The following is a 13,554-nucleotide window of genomic DNA, read 5'->3' on the forward strand; positions in this document are numbered from 1 at the left end:
CGGTCGGCCGTGTCCTAGAACGAGCCACCGGCGAGACCCATCCCGGACGGAGCTGTCCGGGCGAGCCGAGGAGTCGTCATGGTCGCCGACACACCATCCGCGGCAGTCGAGAGAACTGCCATCAAGAAGGTCTCCATCCGCCTCGTGCCGTTCGTGGCCCTGATGTTCTTCGTGAACTATCTGGACCGCACGGCGGTGTCGTTCGCGGAGCCGAACGGCATGGGACAGGACCTCGCCCTCACAGCCGCCCAGTTCGGCTTCGCCTCAGGGATCTTCTTCGTCGGCTACATCGTCCTCGAAGTCCCCAGCAACATGGCGCTGCACCGCTTCGGTGCCCGCCGCTGGCTCTCCCGCATCATGGTGACCTGGGGCATCGTCTCCCTGCTGTTCACCTGGGTCAGCAGCAGCGAGCAGCTGTACGTGCTGCGCTTCCTGCTCGGTGTCGCCGAGGCGGGCTTCTTCCCGGGCGCCATCCTCTTCCTGAGCCAGTGGGTGCCCTCCCGGCACCGTACGAAGATCCTCGGGCTCTTCTACCTGGCCCAGCCGCTGACCACGGTCTTCGGCGCCCCGCTCGCGGGCTGGTTCATCGGCCACGACGGGCTGTTCGGCCTCGAGGGCTGGCGCGTGATGTTCCTGTTCGTCTCCCTGCCGGCGATCCTGCTGGGCGTCATCGCCTGGTTCTACCTGATCGACCGCCCCGCCGACGCCAAGTGGCTGACGCAGGACGAGAAGGACTGGCTGACGCGCGAACTGGAGACGGAGAACTCGGGCAAGACCGGCGGTGACCACAAGCACGGCAAGGGCGAGCTGAAGGCCGCCTTCACCAACGCCCGTGTCTGGATCCTCGCGCTCGTCTACTTCGGCTTCGTCTACGGCCTGTACGCGCTCGCCTTCTTCCTGCCGACGATCATCAACGGCTTCCAGGAGCAGTACGACACCACCTTCAGCGTGATGGACAAGGCGTGGATCACCGCGATCCCGTACCTGCCCGCCGCCGTGGTGCTCTTCTTCTGGTCCCGGCACGCCACCCGGCACGGTGTCCGCACCTGGCACATCGCCGGACCGGCCGTCGTCGGCGGTGTGTCCATCCCGCTCGCGCTGTACATGGGCTCGCCGGCCGCCACGGTCGCCGTGATCACCATCACCGCCTGCGCCATCTTCGCCGCCCTGCCCGTGTTCTGGTCCGTGCCCTCGCGCTTCCTCACCGGAGCCGCCGCGGCCGCCGGCATCGCCCTGATCAACACGGCGGGCAACGTGGCCGGGTTCGCCTCCAGCTACGTCACCGGCTGGCTGAAGGACCTCTCCGGCGACTACTACGTCCCGCTCTACCTGGTCGGCTTCTTCATGCTCCTGTCGGCCGCGCTGATGGTGTGGCTCGCCACCCGGGACAGCGACACCGGCGCACCGGCCGCCGACTCCGAGCACAAGCACATGGAGACCACTCGATGACCCGCCTGTTCAACGACCCCTCCGCCTTCGCCGACGAGGCACTCGAAGGGTTCACCGCCGCCCACCAGCGCTGGGTGCGCCCCGTCACCGGCGGTGTCGTCCGCGCCGCCGGCACCCCGGCGGGCCAGGTGGCCGTCGTGATCGGCGGCGGCTCGGGCCACTACCCGGCCTTCACCGGCCTGGTCGGCCGGGGCCTCGCCCACGGCGCGGCGGCCGGCAACGTCTTCGCCTCGCCCTCGGCCCAGCAGATCCGCAGCGTGGCACGGGCCGCCCACGGCGGCGCGGGCGTGCTGCTGATGTACGGCAACTACGCCGGTGACGTCCTGCACTTCGGGCAGGCCGCCGAGCGCCTGGCCGGCGACGGCATCGACGCCCGTACGTTCGCCGTCACCGACGACATCTCCAGCGCCTCGCCCGAGGAGCCGGCCAAGCGCCGCGGCATCGCCGGCGACCTGCCCGTCTTCAAGGCGGCGGCCGCCGCGGCGGAGCGCGGCGCGGACCTGGACGAGGTGCTGCGCGTTGCCGGGCACGCCAACGCCCGCACCCGCTCCTTCGGCATCGCCTTCTCCGGCTGCACCCTGCCGGGCGCCGACGAGCCGCTCTTCACGGTCCCCGAGGGCCGCATGGCCGTCGGCCTCGGCATCCACGGCGAGCCGGGCATCGGCGAGGAAGCGCTCCCGACCGCCGACGAGGCGGCCGAGCTCCTGGTCACCAGCCTGCTCAAGGAGATCCCCGAGGGCGTGGACGGCCCCGGCGGACAGCGCGCCGCCGTCATCCTCAACGGCCTCGGCTCCGTCAAGTACGAAGAGCTCTTCGTCGTCTACCGCAGGGTCGCGGCGCTCCTCGCCGACGCCGGTGTCGAGATCGTCGACCCCGAGGTGGGCGAGCTCGTCACCAGCTTCGACATGGCCGGCATCTCCCTCACGCTCACCTGGCTGGACGACGAGCTGGAGGAGCTGTGGCGGGCCCCCGCCGACACCCCCGCCCACCGCAAGGGCGCCTTCACCGGGCCCGAGCCGGAGGCGGAGCCTGCCGCGGGTGCCGCAGGGGAAACGATTCTCCTCGCGGATGACGACGAGACCGTCCCCGAGGCCTCCGAGGAGTCCCGGCGCGCCGCCGGTATCGCCCTCGCGGCGCTGACCGCCGTGGCCACCACGGTCGACACCCACGTCGAGGAGCTCGGCCGGATCGACGCCGTCGCCGGGGACGGGGACCACGGCATCGGCATGCAGCGCGGCTCCACCGCCGCCCGGCGCGCGGCCCTCACCGCCCACGACCTCGGCGCGGGCGCGGGCACCCTCCTCACCCGCGCCGCGGACGCCTGGGCCGACAAGGCCGGCGGCACCTCCGGCGCCCTGTGGGGCACCATCCTGCGCGCCGTCGGCACCGCGCTCGGCGACCAGGACAAGCCCACCGCCGACTCCGTCGCCCACGGTGTCTCGGCGGCCTCCGCCGGCGTGCAGCGGCTGGGCGGCGCCGAGGTCGGCGACAAGACGATGGTCGACGTCCTCGTCCCGTTCGCCGACACCCTCGCCGAGCTCGTCGCCGCCGGCACCCCGCTGACCGACAGCTGGGACCGGGCCGCCCGCGCCGCCGAGGCGGCCGCCGCCGCCACCGCCGACCTGCTGCCCCGCAAGGGGCGCGCCCGGCCGCACGCCGAGAAGTCCCTCGGCACGCCCGACGCCGGCGCGCACTCCCTGGCCCTCATCACCCGCGCCGTGCACGGCGTACTGCTCAACCACCACTGAGGAAGACCCACATGAGCGAGAACACCGAGACCGCCGAGAACACCGGGAAGCTGCGCATCGTCGTCGGCTGCGACGACGCCGGCTACCAGTACAAGGAAGCCCTCAAGAAGGACCTGCAGGGCAGCGACCTGGTCGCCGAGGTCTTCGACGTGGGCGTGGACGCCGACGGCCACACCGCCTACCCCAAGGTCGCGATAGCCGCCGCCGAGATGGTCGCCCGCGGCGAGGCCGACCGGGCCCTGCTGGTCTGCGGCACCGGCCTGGGCGTCGCCATCGCGGCCAACAAGGTCAAGGGCATCCGCGCCGTCACCGCCCACGACTCCTTCTCCGTCGAGCGGTCGGTCCTCTCCAACAACGCCCAGGTCCTCACCTTCGGCCAGCGCGTCGTCGGCCTGGAGCTCGCCCGCCGCCTCGCCAAGGAGTGGCTGACCTACCGCTTCGACGAGACCTCCGCGTCCGCCGCCAAGGTCCAGCTCATGTGCGACTACGAAGAGGCCCCCGACGAGGCCGACCAGGCTGCCGAGGCCGCGGCCTGATGTCCACGCCCACCGCACAGCCCCTCACGCTGGGGGTGAGCCTGAAGATGTACTTCGGCCACCACCAGACGCTGAACTGGGCACGGAAGATCGCCGCACTGGCCGACCGCCACCCCGCCGTCACCTCCGGCGCGGCCCGGCTGTTCGTCCTGCCGGCCTTCCCCACGCTGGTGCCCGCCGCCGGGATCCTCGCCCCCTCGGGGATCGCGGTCGGCGCCCAGGACATCGCGACGGAGGACTCCGGCCCGTACACCGGCGAGGTCAGTGGCCCGGTCCTCAAGGAGATCGGCTGCCGCTACGCCGAGGTCGGCCACGCCGAGCGCCGCCGCCTGTACGGCGAGGGCGACACCGTCGTGGCCGCCAAGACGGCCGCCGCGCTGCGCAACGGGCTCACCCCGGTGCTCTGCCTCGGCGAGCGCGACGAGGTGCGTCCCGAGGAGGCCGCCGAGCGCACGGTCGCCGAGGCCGAGCGCCTGCTGCACGGCCTCGACGGCGCCGTGATCCTGGCGTACGAGCCCCAGTGGGCCATCGGCGCCCCGGAGCCCGCCTCCGCCGAGCACATCGCGACCGTCTGCACGGCCCTGCGCCGCTGGCTTCAGACCCGGCCGGCCAACGCGGGCTCGACCGTCATCTACGGCGGCAGCGCCGGACCCGGCCTGCTGACCCGCCTGGACGGCGCCGCCGACGGCCTCTTCCTCGGCCGCTTCGCGCACGACCCGGCGAACGTCGAGGCCATCCTCGACGAGATCCGGTCCCCCGAGACCGCTCCGGCCCCCGTGGGGGTGGCGTGATGACGGCCTACGGCATCAGCACCTACGCCTACTTCTGGCGGTTCTCCGGCCGCGCCCCCGAGCCGATGACGCTCACCGCCATGCTCCAGGACACCGCGGAGCTCGGCGGGCAGGTCTTCCAGATCTGCGACTACGCGCCCATCGAGTCGTACGACGCGGCCCAGCTCGCCGACGTCCGCGCGACCGCCGAGGACCTCGGCCTCCGCCTGGAACTCGGCACCCGTGGCATCCGCACCGCCCACCTGGACAAGTACCTGGACATGGCGGGACGGCTGGGCGTCACCCTGGTCCGCTCCATGCTCAACACCGTGGACCACCAGCCGAGCGTCGACGAGGCGACCGCCCTCCTGAAGGAGTCGGTGCCCCGGTACGCGGACGCGGGCGTGACCCTCGGCCTGGAGACGTACGAGCAGGTCGCGACCGGCGACCTGCTGACCGTGGTCCGCGCGGTCGACGACCCCCACCTGGGCGTCGTCCTCGACCCGGGCAACAGCGTCGCCCGCCTGGAGCGCCCCGTCGACGTGGTCGCCGCGACCGCGCCGTACGTCGTCAACATCCACGTCAAGGACTTCTCCTTCACGCGGCGCGACGGCTGGGTGGGCTTCACCTACGCCGGCTGCCCGCTGGGCGAGGGACTCCTGGACTACGACGGCATGGTCGCCGCGGTCCGCGCCGCCCGGCCGGAGCACGCCGACGGCATCAACCAGATCGTGGAGCACTGGCTCCCGTGGCAGGACGAGGGCTTCGACACCACCGCCCGGCTCGAACACCAGTGGACACAGCACAGCATCACCACCCTGCTGAGTGACACCAGCACCACCCCTGCGAGGAGCAAGTAATGGCCACCGAGAACCAGACCCAGACCGACGTGCGGACCGTCGCGGTCATCGGGGCCGCCGGCAAGATGGGCCAGCGCGTCTCCAACAACCTGGTCGAGAGCGACTTCCGGGTGCTCTTCAGCGAGGCCTCGCCCAAGGGCCAGGAGCTGATCCGTGACCTCGGCCGCGAGCTGACCGAGTCCGCCGACGCCGCCGCCCAGGCCGACGTCGTCGTCCTCGCCGTGCCGGACGTCGTCCTCGGCAAGGTCTCCGAGGAGCTGGTGCCGCTGATGAAGCCGGGCACGATCGTCCTCACCCTGGACCCGGCCGCCGCGTACGCCGGTCTGCTCCTCGAGCGCGAGGACATCCACTACGCCTGCGCCCACCCCTGCCACCCGTCGGTCTTCCTGGAGCGCACCACCAAGGAGGAGTGGCAGGACACCTTCGGCGGCATCGCCGCCCCGCAGGAGGTCGTCGCCGCGTACGAGGGCGGTGACGCCGCCAAGCAGGAGCTGGCCGAGTCCGTCATCCGCGTGATGTACGCCCCGGTCGTCGACGTGCACTGGGTGACCGTCAAGCAGCTCGCCGTCCTGGAGCCGACCCTCGTCGAGACCATCGCCTGCATGGTCGGCGCCCTGCTCACCGAGGCCCTGCACGAGACGGTCCACACCGTCGGCGTCCCGGAGAAGGCCGCCCGCGCCATGCTGCTGGGCCACACCCAGGTCGCCCTCGCCAACACCCTCAAGGGCTCGAACCCGTTCTCGGACGCCTGCCTCATCGCCATGGACTACGGCCGCGAGTCGATCGTCCGCGACGACTGGAAGAAGGTCTTCGAGGACGAGGAGCTCGACAAGGTCATCACGCGCATGCTCAAGATCAAGGAGATCAAGCGCTGACGCTCCGCTGAGGGCGCGCCCCTCGGGGCGCGGCCCTTCAGGGCGCGGTCTCGCCGAGCTCCACCCCCAGGTGGCCGAGCAGCCGCCCGCGCAGGGCCGCGTACGCGGTGCTGCCGTGGCGGCGCGGGGCCGGGAGGTCCACGGGGAGGTCGGCCGCGATGCGGCCGCGGTCGAGCACCACGACCCGGTCCGCGAGCGCGATCGCCTCGTCGACGTCGTGCGTGACCAGGAGCACGGCGGGCCGGTGCCGTTCGCACAGCCGCCGCAGCAGGGCGTGCATCCGGATCCGGGTGAGGGCGTCCAGCGCGCCGAACGGCTCGTCGGCGAGCAGCAGTCGAGGCTCGCGGACGAGGGAGCGCACGAGCGACACGCGCTGCTGCTCGCCGCCGGACAGCTCCACCGGCCAGGCCCGCTCCCGCCCGGCGAGGCCGACCTCGGCGAGGGCGTCCTTGCCGTGCTGTTCGGCGGACGGGCCGTCCAGGCCCAGGACGACGTTGTCGAGCAGCCGCTTCCAGGGCAGCAGCCGGGCGTCCTGGAAGACGACGGACACATGGTCCGGTGCGGTGAGCACGCCGCTCCCGGCCACGTCGTGGTCGAGCCGGGCCAGCGCCCGCAGCAGCGTGCTCTTGCCGGAGCCGCTGCGCCCGAGCAGGGCCACGAACTCACCGGTCGCGATGGACAGGTCGAGCCCGTCCAGCACCCTGCGCTCCCCGAAGGAACGCACCAGGCCCTCGATACGGACCGTCGCGCGGCCCCCGGCCGTGTCCTCCGCCGTGTCCTTCGCCGTGTTCTTCGCCGTGTTCTTCGCCGTGTTCCTCAGCCCGCCAGCGTGCGCCGCCATGACAGGGCCCTCCTCTCCACGATCCGTACGAGGGCGTCGGACACCAGGCCGAGCAGGCCGTACACGACGAGGCCGACGAGGATGACGTCGGTCTGCCCGTACGTCCGCGCGAGCTCCATCATGTAGCCGATGCCGCTGGTGGCGTTGACCTGCTCCACGACGACGAGCGCCAGCCACGCGCCGGTCACCGCGAACCGCATGCCCAGCAGGAAGCCGGGGAGCGCGCCGGGCAGGACGACGTGGCGGACGAACGCCCACCTGCCGAGCCGTACGGTCTCCGCGAGCTCGGCGTAGCGGTTGTCGATGGTGCGCAGTCCGTTGTGCGTGTGGATGTAGACCGGGACGAACACGCCGAGCGCGATCGTGACGACCTTCATCGTCTCGCCGATGCCGAACCAGAGGATCAGCAGCGGGATCAGCGCGAGGGAGGGCACGGCCCGCTTGATCTGCACCGGACCGTCGATGACCGCCTCACCGAGCCGGCTGAGCCCGGAGACCAGCGCGAGGACCAGTCCGGCGGCCACGCCGAAGAGCAGCCCGAGCAGGGCGCGCTGTGCGGAAGTGGCCAGGTGGGACTGGAGTCTGCCCTCGGCGACGAGGTCACCCGCCGTGCCCGCGACCGTCCACGGCGCGGGCAGGCTGCGCGGGTCGAACAGGCCGAGTCCGGAGCCCGCCGCCCAGACCGCGAGCAGCAGCAGCGGGCCGAGGGCCCAGCCGTACCGCACGGGCCGGCCCGGTCCCAGCCGCTTGCGTCCGCGCCCGGGGCGGGCCCGCCGGGCGGTGGTCACGGGGGCGTCCGCCGCGGGTGCTTCCTCCGTCCCGAAGGCCGTGGTGCCCGTAGTGCCCGTAGTGCTCGTAGTGCTCGTGGTGCTCATGAGGAGGTCCCCTCGCCGGCGACGGCCTCGGCGGCCACCGACTCGTAACGGCGGTCGAAGAGGACGTCCGCCTCGAAGGCCTCACGGTCCTGTTCCCTCGCCAGCAGGTCGACGGTCTGCTGCTGACGTTCGATGACGTCGTCCCAGTCCGCGGGGATGTCCGGATGCCCCTTCTGCTGCACGAGGTACTCGCCGTCCTCGCGGCTCAGCCCCTGGTCCTCGACGTACCAGCCCTCGATCCACTCCTCCGGGTGCTCGTCGACCCAGACCACCGCCCGCGCCCAGAACCTGATGAGTTCCCTGACCGCGGCCGACTTCCGCGCGTCGGCGACGGTCTCGGTGAGCGCCCACAGGTGCGTGGGGTCGTCGCGCAGCCCGTGCGCGAGGGTGGTGCCGCCGTCGGCGCCGTACTTCGTCAGATAGCGCTTGATGTTGACGCCCCCGATGGGAGCGGCGTCCACCTGCTTGTTGCCGAGCGCCGTGGGATAGACGTCGTCGGTGCTCGCCAGTTCGACGAGTTCGACGTCCTCCTGGGTGAGCCCGGCCTCGGCCAGGATGCGCAGCACCAGGGTGCCCTGGGCCTGCCCCGGGCTGTAGGCGATCTTCTTGCCGCGCAGGTCCTCGAGGGTGCCGATGTCCGCGCCGGGCGCGATGCCGAGTTCGTAGATCGGGTGGGCGACGGGGTCCTCGCGGAGCTCCGTCGCCACCAGCTTGGTGTCGAGCCCGGTCCAGTGGGCGTGGATCGACGGGATCTCGGCGGCCGAGCAGATGTCGAGCGCGCCGGCCCGGAACGCCTCGGAGCACTTCGGGCCGCCGCTGATGTTGGCCCACTCCACCTTGAAGGGCAGCTCGTCGATCTGTCCCGAGAGCTCCAGCGCGACCTTGAGCTCCGGTGCCCCGACCGTGAGGGTGGTGTCGCCGGAGACCTCGGCCGGGATCTTCTCGGCGGACACGTCCTTGCTGCTCGCCGTGGACTGGGCGGGAGGCGCGCAGGAGGTGACCGCGAGGGGGAGGACCGACAGCGCGGCCATGACGGCCAGCCGCCGGAGAACGGGCATGCGTGTGCGAGGGGTCATTCGGACCTTCACAGAAAGAGGGAGAACCGTCCTGCCGGGAGAACGGGGACAGGGGCGGAGCGGGCCGCAGGGTTCGGCCGCGGGGGTTCGGCCGCGGGGAGTCAGCTACACACCGCGGTGGCGACGCGCATCAGATCGATGGCCCGCCTCTTTCGGAACTGCCGGAACTTCCGCATGCCGCCGAAGCTAGTTGTGCGTCAAAAACCGGTCAAGGACGGGAAGTCGGGGCGGTGCCGACTGCAACGACACCTTCGCGGGCGTGTCACGTCCCCGCAACAAGCCGGTCGTGACCCGTGGCGAGAACCCCGCGATACGTTGAAGTGCTATCACTTAGCTAACTCAGTGATGACAACACGAACCGGGGGAACCCATGTCCACTGCCACACCCGCCGACGCGCCGGAGATGCCGGCCCCACGCGTGCGGGAGTTCAGCGCGCGCAGTATCGGCGGCGGGCTCGCCCTGCTGCTGGGACTCGTCGGACTGCTGGCCGGGGCCGGCCTGGTCGTCGCCGGCGCCACGACCGGCGCGACGGCCGCGAAGGCCGCGCTCATCGTCGCCGGTGTCGTCATCGGCGTCGCGGCGTTCCTCGCGATGTGCGGGCTCAACATGGTCGCGCCGGGCGAGGCCCGGGTCGTCCAGCTCTTCGGCCGCTACCGGGGCACGATCCGCGAGGACGGGCTGCGCTGGGTCAACCCCTTCACCTCGCGCACCAAGATCTCGACTCGGGTACGGAACCACGAGACCGCCGTCCTCAAGGTCAACGACGCGTACGGCAACCCCATCGAGCTGGCCGCGGTCGTGGTCTGGAAGGTCCAGGACACCGCGCAGGCGAGCTTCGAGGTGGACGACTTCCTGGAGTTCGTCGCCACGCAGACGGAGGCGGCCGTCCGGCACATCGCGATCGAGTACCCGTACGACGCGCACGGCGAGGACGAGCTGTCGCTGCGCGGCAACGCGGAGGAGATCACCGAGAAGCTCGCGGTCGAGCTGCACGCGCGCGTGGAGGCCGCCGGCGTGCAGATCATCGAGTCGCGGTTCACGCACCTCGCCTACGCGCCCGAGATCGCCTCGGCGATGCTCCAGCGGCAGCAGGCCGGTGCCGTCGTGGCGGCCCGGCGGCAGATCGTGGACGGCGCGGTCGGCATGGTCGAGGCGGCGCTCGCCCGGATCGCCGAGCGGGACATCGTGGAACTGGACGAGGAACGGAAGGCCGCGATGGTGTCGAACCTGCTGGTCGTGCTCTGCGGCGACAGGGGGCCGAGCCCCGTCCTGAACACCGGGTCGCTCTACCAGTGACGTCGCCCGCTCCGGAGACCCCGGACCCCCCGGAGAACCCGCAGCCCCCGGACGACGCCCGGGACGAGGCGCCCAGGCGCCGGCCGCAGCAGCGCAAGCAGGTGCTGCTGCGGCTGGACCCGCTGGTCTACGACGCGCTGGCCCGGTGGGCCGGGGACGAACTGCGCTCGGCCAACGCACAGATCGAGTTCCTGCTGCGCCGGGCCCTCACGGAGGCGGGCCGGCTGCCCCGGGGCACGGGGCCGCTGCCGCGACGGGGGCGGCCTCCGGCGGAGAGGCCGGACGAGGGCGAGTGAGCGGGATCGGACCCTCCGCTTCCCTCCTCAGAGACCGCCGGCCACCCTGACCACGGTCCCCGTCGCGTACGACGCGTCCTCCGACAGCAGCCAGGCGACCGCTCCGGCGATCTCCTCCGGTTGCCCGGCGCGGCCCAGGGGGACGGTCGCGGCGACCTTGGCGGGGCGCTCCGGGTCCTCGTGGAAGTCGGTCCAGACGGTTCCGGGGGCGACGCCGTTGACGCGGATGCCGTCGGGGGCGACCTCCTTGGCGAGGCCGACGGTCAGCGCGTCCGCGGCGGCCTTCGTCGCGGCGTAGTGCACGTACTGGCCGGGGCTGCCGAGGGTCGCGGCGGCGGAGGAGATGTTGACGACGGCGCCGCCGCCCGTGCGCGCCATGTCCCGTACGGCCCGCCGGGCGCAGAGCAGATAACCCAGGACGTTGACCTCCAGGGCGCGGCGCATGCCCTCGGCGTCCGCGTCGGCCAGCCGGCCGTTGGGGCCGCTGATCCCGGCGTTGTTGACCAGGCCCGTCACCGGCCCGAGTTCCGCCGCGGCGTCGAAGAGACCGTCGACGGACGTCTCGTCGGCCGTGTCGACGCCCACGGTGACGCACCGGCCCCCGAGTGCGCGTACGTCCTCGGCGACCGCCCGTGCCGCCGGCGCGTCGGAGCGGTAGCCGAGCACCACGGCGTGACCGTCGCGGGCGAGGCGCCGGCAGACGGCGGCGCCGATCCCACGGCTGCCCCCGGTGACGACGGTGACGTACTGGTGCGGCATGCGTACCCCCTGACGGCCCGTTCCCGTGCGTGCGGCCGATCCTACGGCGCCGGGCGGGCCGGCGTCCCCGCCCCGATGGTCACGCGCTCGCCCGGGTCGCACTCCACCAGGCGCTTCCCGTGGCCGCGTCGTCCGGCCTCGGCGAGGAAGTCCTCCAGCGGGGAGCGGAAGACGGAGTAGTCGTCGTAGTGGACGGGCAGCGCGCGGCGCGGACGCAGCAGGTCGAGCAGGTCGGCGCCCTGTCGGCCGTCCATGGTGACCATCAGACCGCCGGGCAGGGTCGTACCGCCGAGGTGGAGGACGGCCAGGTGGATCTCCGGGCAGCGGATGGCGATCTCGCGCAGCCCGTCGTACATCAGCGTGTCACCGGTGAGGTACAGCACCAGCCGGATCTCGCCCGAGCGGTCGCCGAACTCCAGCAGGCTGCCCATCACCGGCGGCAGCAGCACCCTCGCCGGGCCGAGCACGTGCCGGCCCGGCAGCGAGGTGATGCGCACCAGCGAGTCGCCGCGCAGCAGGGTCTGGCTCTGCCAGGTGCGCAGGCCGGTCGCGCGGTGGAAACCGAACAGCCCCTGCAGGACGCGGGAGGCGTGCGGGGTGGTCACGATCGGCAGCCCCTTGTCCAGCCCCCGCCGCGCCACCCGGTCGAAGTGGTCGCCGTGCAGATGGGAGAGGACCACGGCGTCGAGATCCGCGTGAGGCAGTTCCGTCACGTCGAGCGCGGGCTCGGTCAGCCGGCGCGAGGTGAGCCCGTGACCGAGGTGGGCGCGCTGCCCGCGGTGCAGGAAGTTCGGGTCGGTGAGCAGGGTGAGCCGTCCGTAGCGGATCAGCAGGGTGGCGTTGCCGATGAACTGGATCTCCGCGGTGCCCTCGGGCGGTGTGTACCGCACGGCCGACTCCCTCCGTCGCCTCGGAACCCTCCGTTCCGCCGCCCGAGTAACCGCCCTGTGCTCTTTACACCCCGGGGGCGTCCGCAGCTGCGTCCGTGCTCGCGGTCCGCCCGGTCCGCCGGGCCGGCGCCCACGGTTACTCCTTGTGAGGGGACGGAGGTTTTGTTCGTTCCCGAGGGCATCCGGAGTAGCGTCGCCGTTGAGCAGGCCGGGCAGCCCGGAGTGCGGCGTCCGGCGGGATACGGGAGGCGGGCGGAGGCTGTGCGGGCGACCCGGCGAGTCGGAGGGCGGCGGCGATGAGCGGCGTCGCGCCCGCGGGGAAGCCGTCGCGCCTCGTCACCGCCGACCGGGAGCGGGCCCGGGAGTTCGTCGGCCAGGTGTACGGCAGCGGCGTGCGCGTCAGCTGCGCACCCGTCGCGGGCACCGTGGCGTCCCTGATCCGGATCGAGGCGGGGCCGGTCACCTTCACCGATCTCACCCTGCGGCCGGAGGTCACGTACACCGTGGACGGCGGCGACACCGTCGTCGCCCTCACCCTGCTCGGAGGCAGCATCGAGAGCAAGCACGGCGGACGCACCGGCCGGTACGTCCGCGGTGACGCGCTGCTGGCCGTCGGCCCCGCGCTGCACCACCGGGGCCGTACCCGCCGGTTGCGGGTGCAGGCTCTCCGGCTGCCCGCCGCGCTCTTCACCGACGTCGCGGGGGCCGCTCCGGAGGGGGGTCCCGTCCGCTGGTCGTTCCTCTCCCACGATCCCGTCAGCCCCCGTGCCGCCCACCACTGGCGCCAGGCCCACACCTACGCCGTGGGGCTGCTGCACATGCCGACCGCCGTCACCAGTCCGCTCGTCATGGGGCACGCGTCCCGGCTGCTGGCCGCGACGGCCCTCGCGGTGTTCCCCAACACCCTCACGGACAGCGGGCCCGCGCCCGCCGGCCGGCCCGGCCCCGTCCCCCACCTCGTACGCCGCGCCGCGCAGTACATCGAGGACAACGCCCACCGGGACATCACCCTCGCGGACATCGCCGCGTCCGTGCGGCTCACGCCCCGGGCCGTCCAGTACGCCTTCCGGCGCCACCTGGACACCACCCCCATGACCCATCTGCGGCGGGTCCGCCTCGACCGGGCCCACGCGGAGCTCACGGCGACCGGTCCGTACAGCGGGGCCACCGTCGCCGACATCGCCGCCCGCTGGGGCTTCGCCAACCCCGGCCGCTTCGCCGCCCTCCACCGCCGCGCCTACGGCACCAACCCGCGCAGCACCCTGGACGACTAGCTCGAACA

Annotated in this window: 14 protein-coding genes; 9 read left to right on the top strand and 5 right to left on the bottom strand. The window is 72.7% G+C overall.

Annotated elements, in window-relative coordinates; translation table 11 throughout:
* Positions 1-78 precede the first annotated feature (78 nt).
* From IEZ04_RS25205 to IEZ04_RS25230, 6 genes are read left to right on the top strand one after another with little or no spacing between them, the layout of a single operon-like run.
* Positions 79-1,449 (top strand): MFS transporter, encoded by a 1,371-nt coding sequence (locus tag IEZ04_RS25205; protein ID WP_189219237.1) that lies wholly within the window; start codon positions 79-81, stop codon positions 1,447-1,449.
* Complete coding sequence (locus IEZ04_RS25210; protein WP_189219238.1) at positions 1,446-3,197, top strand: dihydroxyacetone kinase family protein; 1,752 nt, start codon at positions 1,446-1,448, stop codon at positions 3,195-3,197. Before IEZ04_RS25205 ends, IEZ04_RS25210 begins: the two co-directional genes overlap by 4 nt.
* A gap of 11 nt (positions 3,198-3,208) precedes the next feature.
* Complete coding sequence (locus tag IEZ04_RS25215) at positions 3,209-3,733, top strand: ribose-5-phosphate isomerase (RefSeq protein ID WP_189219239.1); 525 nt, start codon at positions 3,209-3,211, stop codon at positions 3,731-3,733.
* Positions 3,733-4,524, top strand: a complete 792-nt coding sequence (locus IEZ04_RS25220) for a triose-phosphate isomerase family protein (RefSeq protein WP_189219240.1) — start codon at positions 3,733-3,735, stop codon at positions 4,522-4,524. The genes IEZ04_RS25215 and IEZ04_RS25220 overlap by 1 nt, the downstream gene beginning before the upstream one ends.
* Positions 4,524-5,363 carry a sugar phosphate isomerase/epimerase family protein gene (locus IEZ04_RS25225; protein ID WP_189219241.1) on the top strand — a complete coding sequence of 280 codons (840 nt, stop codon included), beginning with the start codon at positions 4,524-4,526 and terminating at the stop codon, positions 5,361-5,363. The genes IEZ04_RS25220 and IEZ04_RS25225 overlap by 1 nt, the downstream gene beginning before the upstream one ends.
* Positions 5,363-6,238 carry a phosphogluconate dehydrogenase C-terminal domain-containing protein gene (locus tag IEZ04_RS25230; protein WP_189219242.1) on the top strand — a complete coding sequence of 292 codons (876 nt, stop codon included), beginning with the start codon at positions 5,363-5,365 and terminating at the stop codon, positions 6,236-6,238. The genes IEZ04_RS25225 and IEZ04_RS25230 overlap by 1 nt, the downstream gene beginning before the upstream one ends.
* Positions 6,239-6,275: 37 nt before the next feature.
* On the opposite strand, the gene IEZ04_RS25235 is transcribed toward IEZ04_RS25230, so the two are convergent.
* Genes IEZ04_RS25235 through IEZ04_RS25245 form a run of 3 tightly spaced genes read right to left on the bottom strand, consistent with a single transcriptional unit; the run spans position 6,276 to position 9,030 of the window.
* Positions 6,276-7,079 (bottom strand): ABC transporter ATP-binding protein, encoded by an 804-nt coding sequence (locus IEZ04_RS25235; protein WP_229821261.1) that lies wholly within the window; start codon positions 7,077-7,079, stop codon positions 6,276-6,278.
* Complete coding sequence (locus tag IEZ04_RS25240; protein ID WP_229821262.1) at positions 7,055-7,954, bottom strand: ABC transporter permease; 900 nt, start codon at positions 7,952-7,954, stop codon at positions 7,055-7,057. Before IEZ04_RS25240 ends, IEZ04_RS25235 begins: the two co-directional genes overlap by 25 nt.
* Positions 7,951-9,030 (bottom strand): ABC transporter substrate-binding protein, encoded by a 1,080-nt coding sequence (locus IEZ04_RS25245; protein ID WP_189219243.1) that lies wholly within the window; start codon positions 9,028-9,030, stop codon positions 7,951-7,953. The genes IEZ04_RS25240 and IEZ04_RS25245 overlap by 4 nt, the downstream gene beginning before the upstream one ends.
* Before the next feature lie 370 nt (positions 9,031-9,400).
* Between IEZ04_RS25245 and IEZ04_RS25250 the strand changes: the two genes are divergently transcribed.
* Together IEZ04_RS25250 and IEZ04_RS25255 are read left to right on the top strand one after the other, a co-directional pair.
* Entirely contained in the window at positions 9,401-10,327 is a 927-nt protein-coding gene (locus tag IEZ04_RS25250) for an SPFH domain-containing protein (RefSeq protein ID WP_189219244.1), read from the top strand.
* Positions 10,324-10,623 (top strand): type II toxin-antitoxin system antitoxin, encoded by a 300-nt coding sequence (locus tag IEZ04_RS25255; protein WP_229821263.1) that lies wholly within the window; start codon positions 10,324-10,326, stop codon positions 10,621-10,623. The genes IEZ04_RS25250 and IEZ04_RS25255 overlap by 4 nt, the downstream gene beginning before the upstream one ends.
* A 27-nt stretch (positions 10,624-10,650) precedes the next feature.
* Here IEZ04_RS25255 and IEZ04_RS25260 read toward each other — a convergent pair whose 3' ends face one another.
* Complete coding sequence (locus IEZ04_RS25260) at positions 10,651-11,382, bottom strand: SDR family NAD(P)-dependent oxidoreductase (RefSeq protein ID WP_189219245.1); 732 nt, start codon at positions 11,380-11,382, stop codon at positions 10,651-10,653.
* A gap of 41 nt (positions 11,383-11,423) precedes the next feature.
* Positions 11,424-12,272, bottom strand: coding sequence for an MBL fold metallo-hydrolase (locus IEZ04_RS25265; RefSeq protein WP_189219246.1), 849 nt, complete (start codon positions 12,270-12,272; stop codon positions 11,424-11,426).
* Between the two features lie 296 nt (positions 12,273-12,568).
* Here IEZ04_RS25265 and IEZ04_RS25270 point away from each other — a divergent pair, with 296 nt between their 5' ends.
* Positions 12,569-13,546, top strand: coding sequence for a helix-turn-helix transcriptional regulator (locus tag IEZ04_RS25270; protein ID WP_189219247.1), 978 nt, complete (start codon positions 12,569-12,571; stop codon positions 13,544-13,546).
* Positions 13,547-13,554 lie beyond the last annotated feature (8 nt).

This window comes from Streptomyces ruber (assembly GCF_014648075.1).
GTDB lineage: Bacteria > Actinomycetota > Actinomycetes > Streptomycetales > Streptomycetaceae > Streptomyces > Streptomyces ruber.

Bases quoted from the DNA above. Each gene is read 5' to 3' on its own strand.
- IEZ04_RS25205 (WP_189219237.1), top strand. From the start codon at position 79: ATGGTCGCCGACACACCATCCGCGGCAGTCGAGAGAACTGCCATCAAG.
- IEZ04_RS25210 (WP_189219238.1), top strand. From the start codon at position 1,446: ATGACCCGCCTGTTCAACGACCCCTCCGCCTTCGCCGACGAGGCACTC.
- IEZ04_RS25215 (WP_189219239.1), top strand. From the start codon at position 3,209: ATGAGCGAGAACACCGAGACCGCCGAGAACACCGGGAAGCTGCGCATC.
- IEZ04_RS25220 (WP_189219240.1), top strand. From the start codon at position 3,733: ATGTCCACGCCCACCGCACAGCCCCTCACGCTGGGGGTGAGCCTGAAG.
- IEZ04_RS25225 (WP_189219241.1), top strand. From the start codon at position 4,524: ATGACGGCCTACGGCATCAGCACCTACGCCTACTTCTGGCGGTTCTCC.
- IEZ04_RS25230 (WP_189219242.1), top strand. From the start codon at position 5,363: ATGGCCACCGAGAACCAGACCCAGACCGACGTGCGGACCGTCGCGGTC.
- IEZ04_RS25235 (WP_229821261.1), bottom strand. From the start codon at position 7,079: ATGGCGGCGCACGCTGGCGGGCTGAGGAACACGGCGAAGAACACGGCG.
- IEZ04_RS25240 (WP_229821262.1), bottom strand. From the start codon at position 7,954: ATGAGCACCACGAGCACTACGAGCACTACGGGCACTACGGGCACCACG.
- IEZ04_RS25245 (WP_189219243.1), bottom strand. From the start codon at position 9,030: ATGACCCCTCGCACACGCATGCCCGTTCTCCGGCGGCTGGCCGTCATG.
- IEZ04_RS25250 (WP_189219244.1), top strand. From the start codon at position 9,401: ATGTCCACTGCCACACCCGCCGACGCGCCGGAGATGCCGGCCCCACGC.
- IEZ04_RS25260 (WP_189219245.1), bottom strand. From the start codon at position 11,382: ATGCCGCACCAGTACGTCACCGTCGTCACCGGGGGCAGCCGTGGGATC.
- IEZ04_RS25270 (WP_189219247.1), top strand. From the start codon at position 12,569: ATGAGCGGCGTCGCGCCCGCGGGGAAGCCGTCGCGCCTCGTCACCGCC.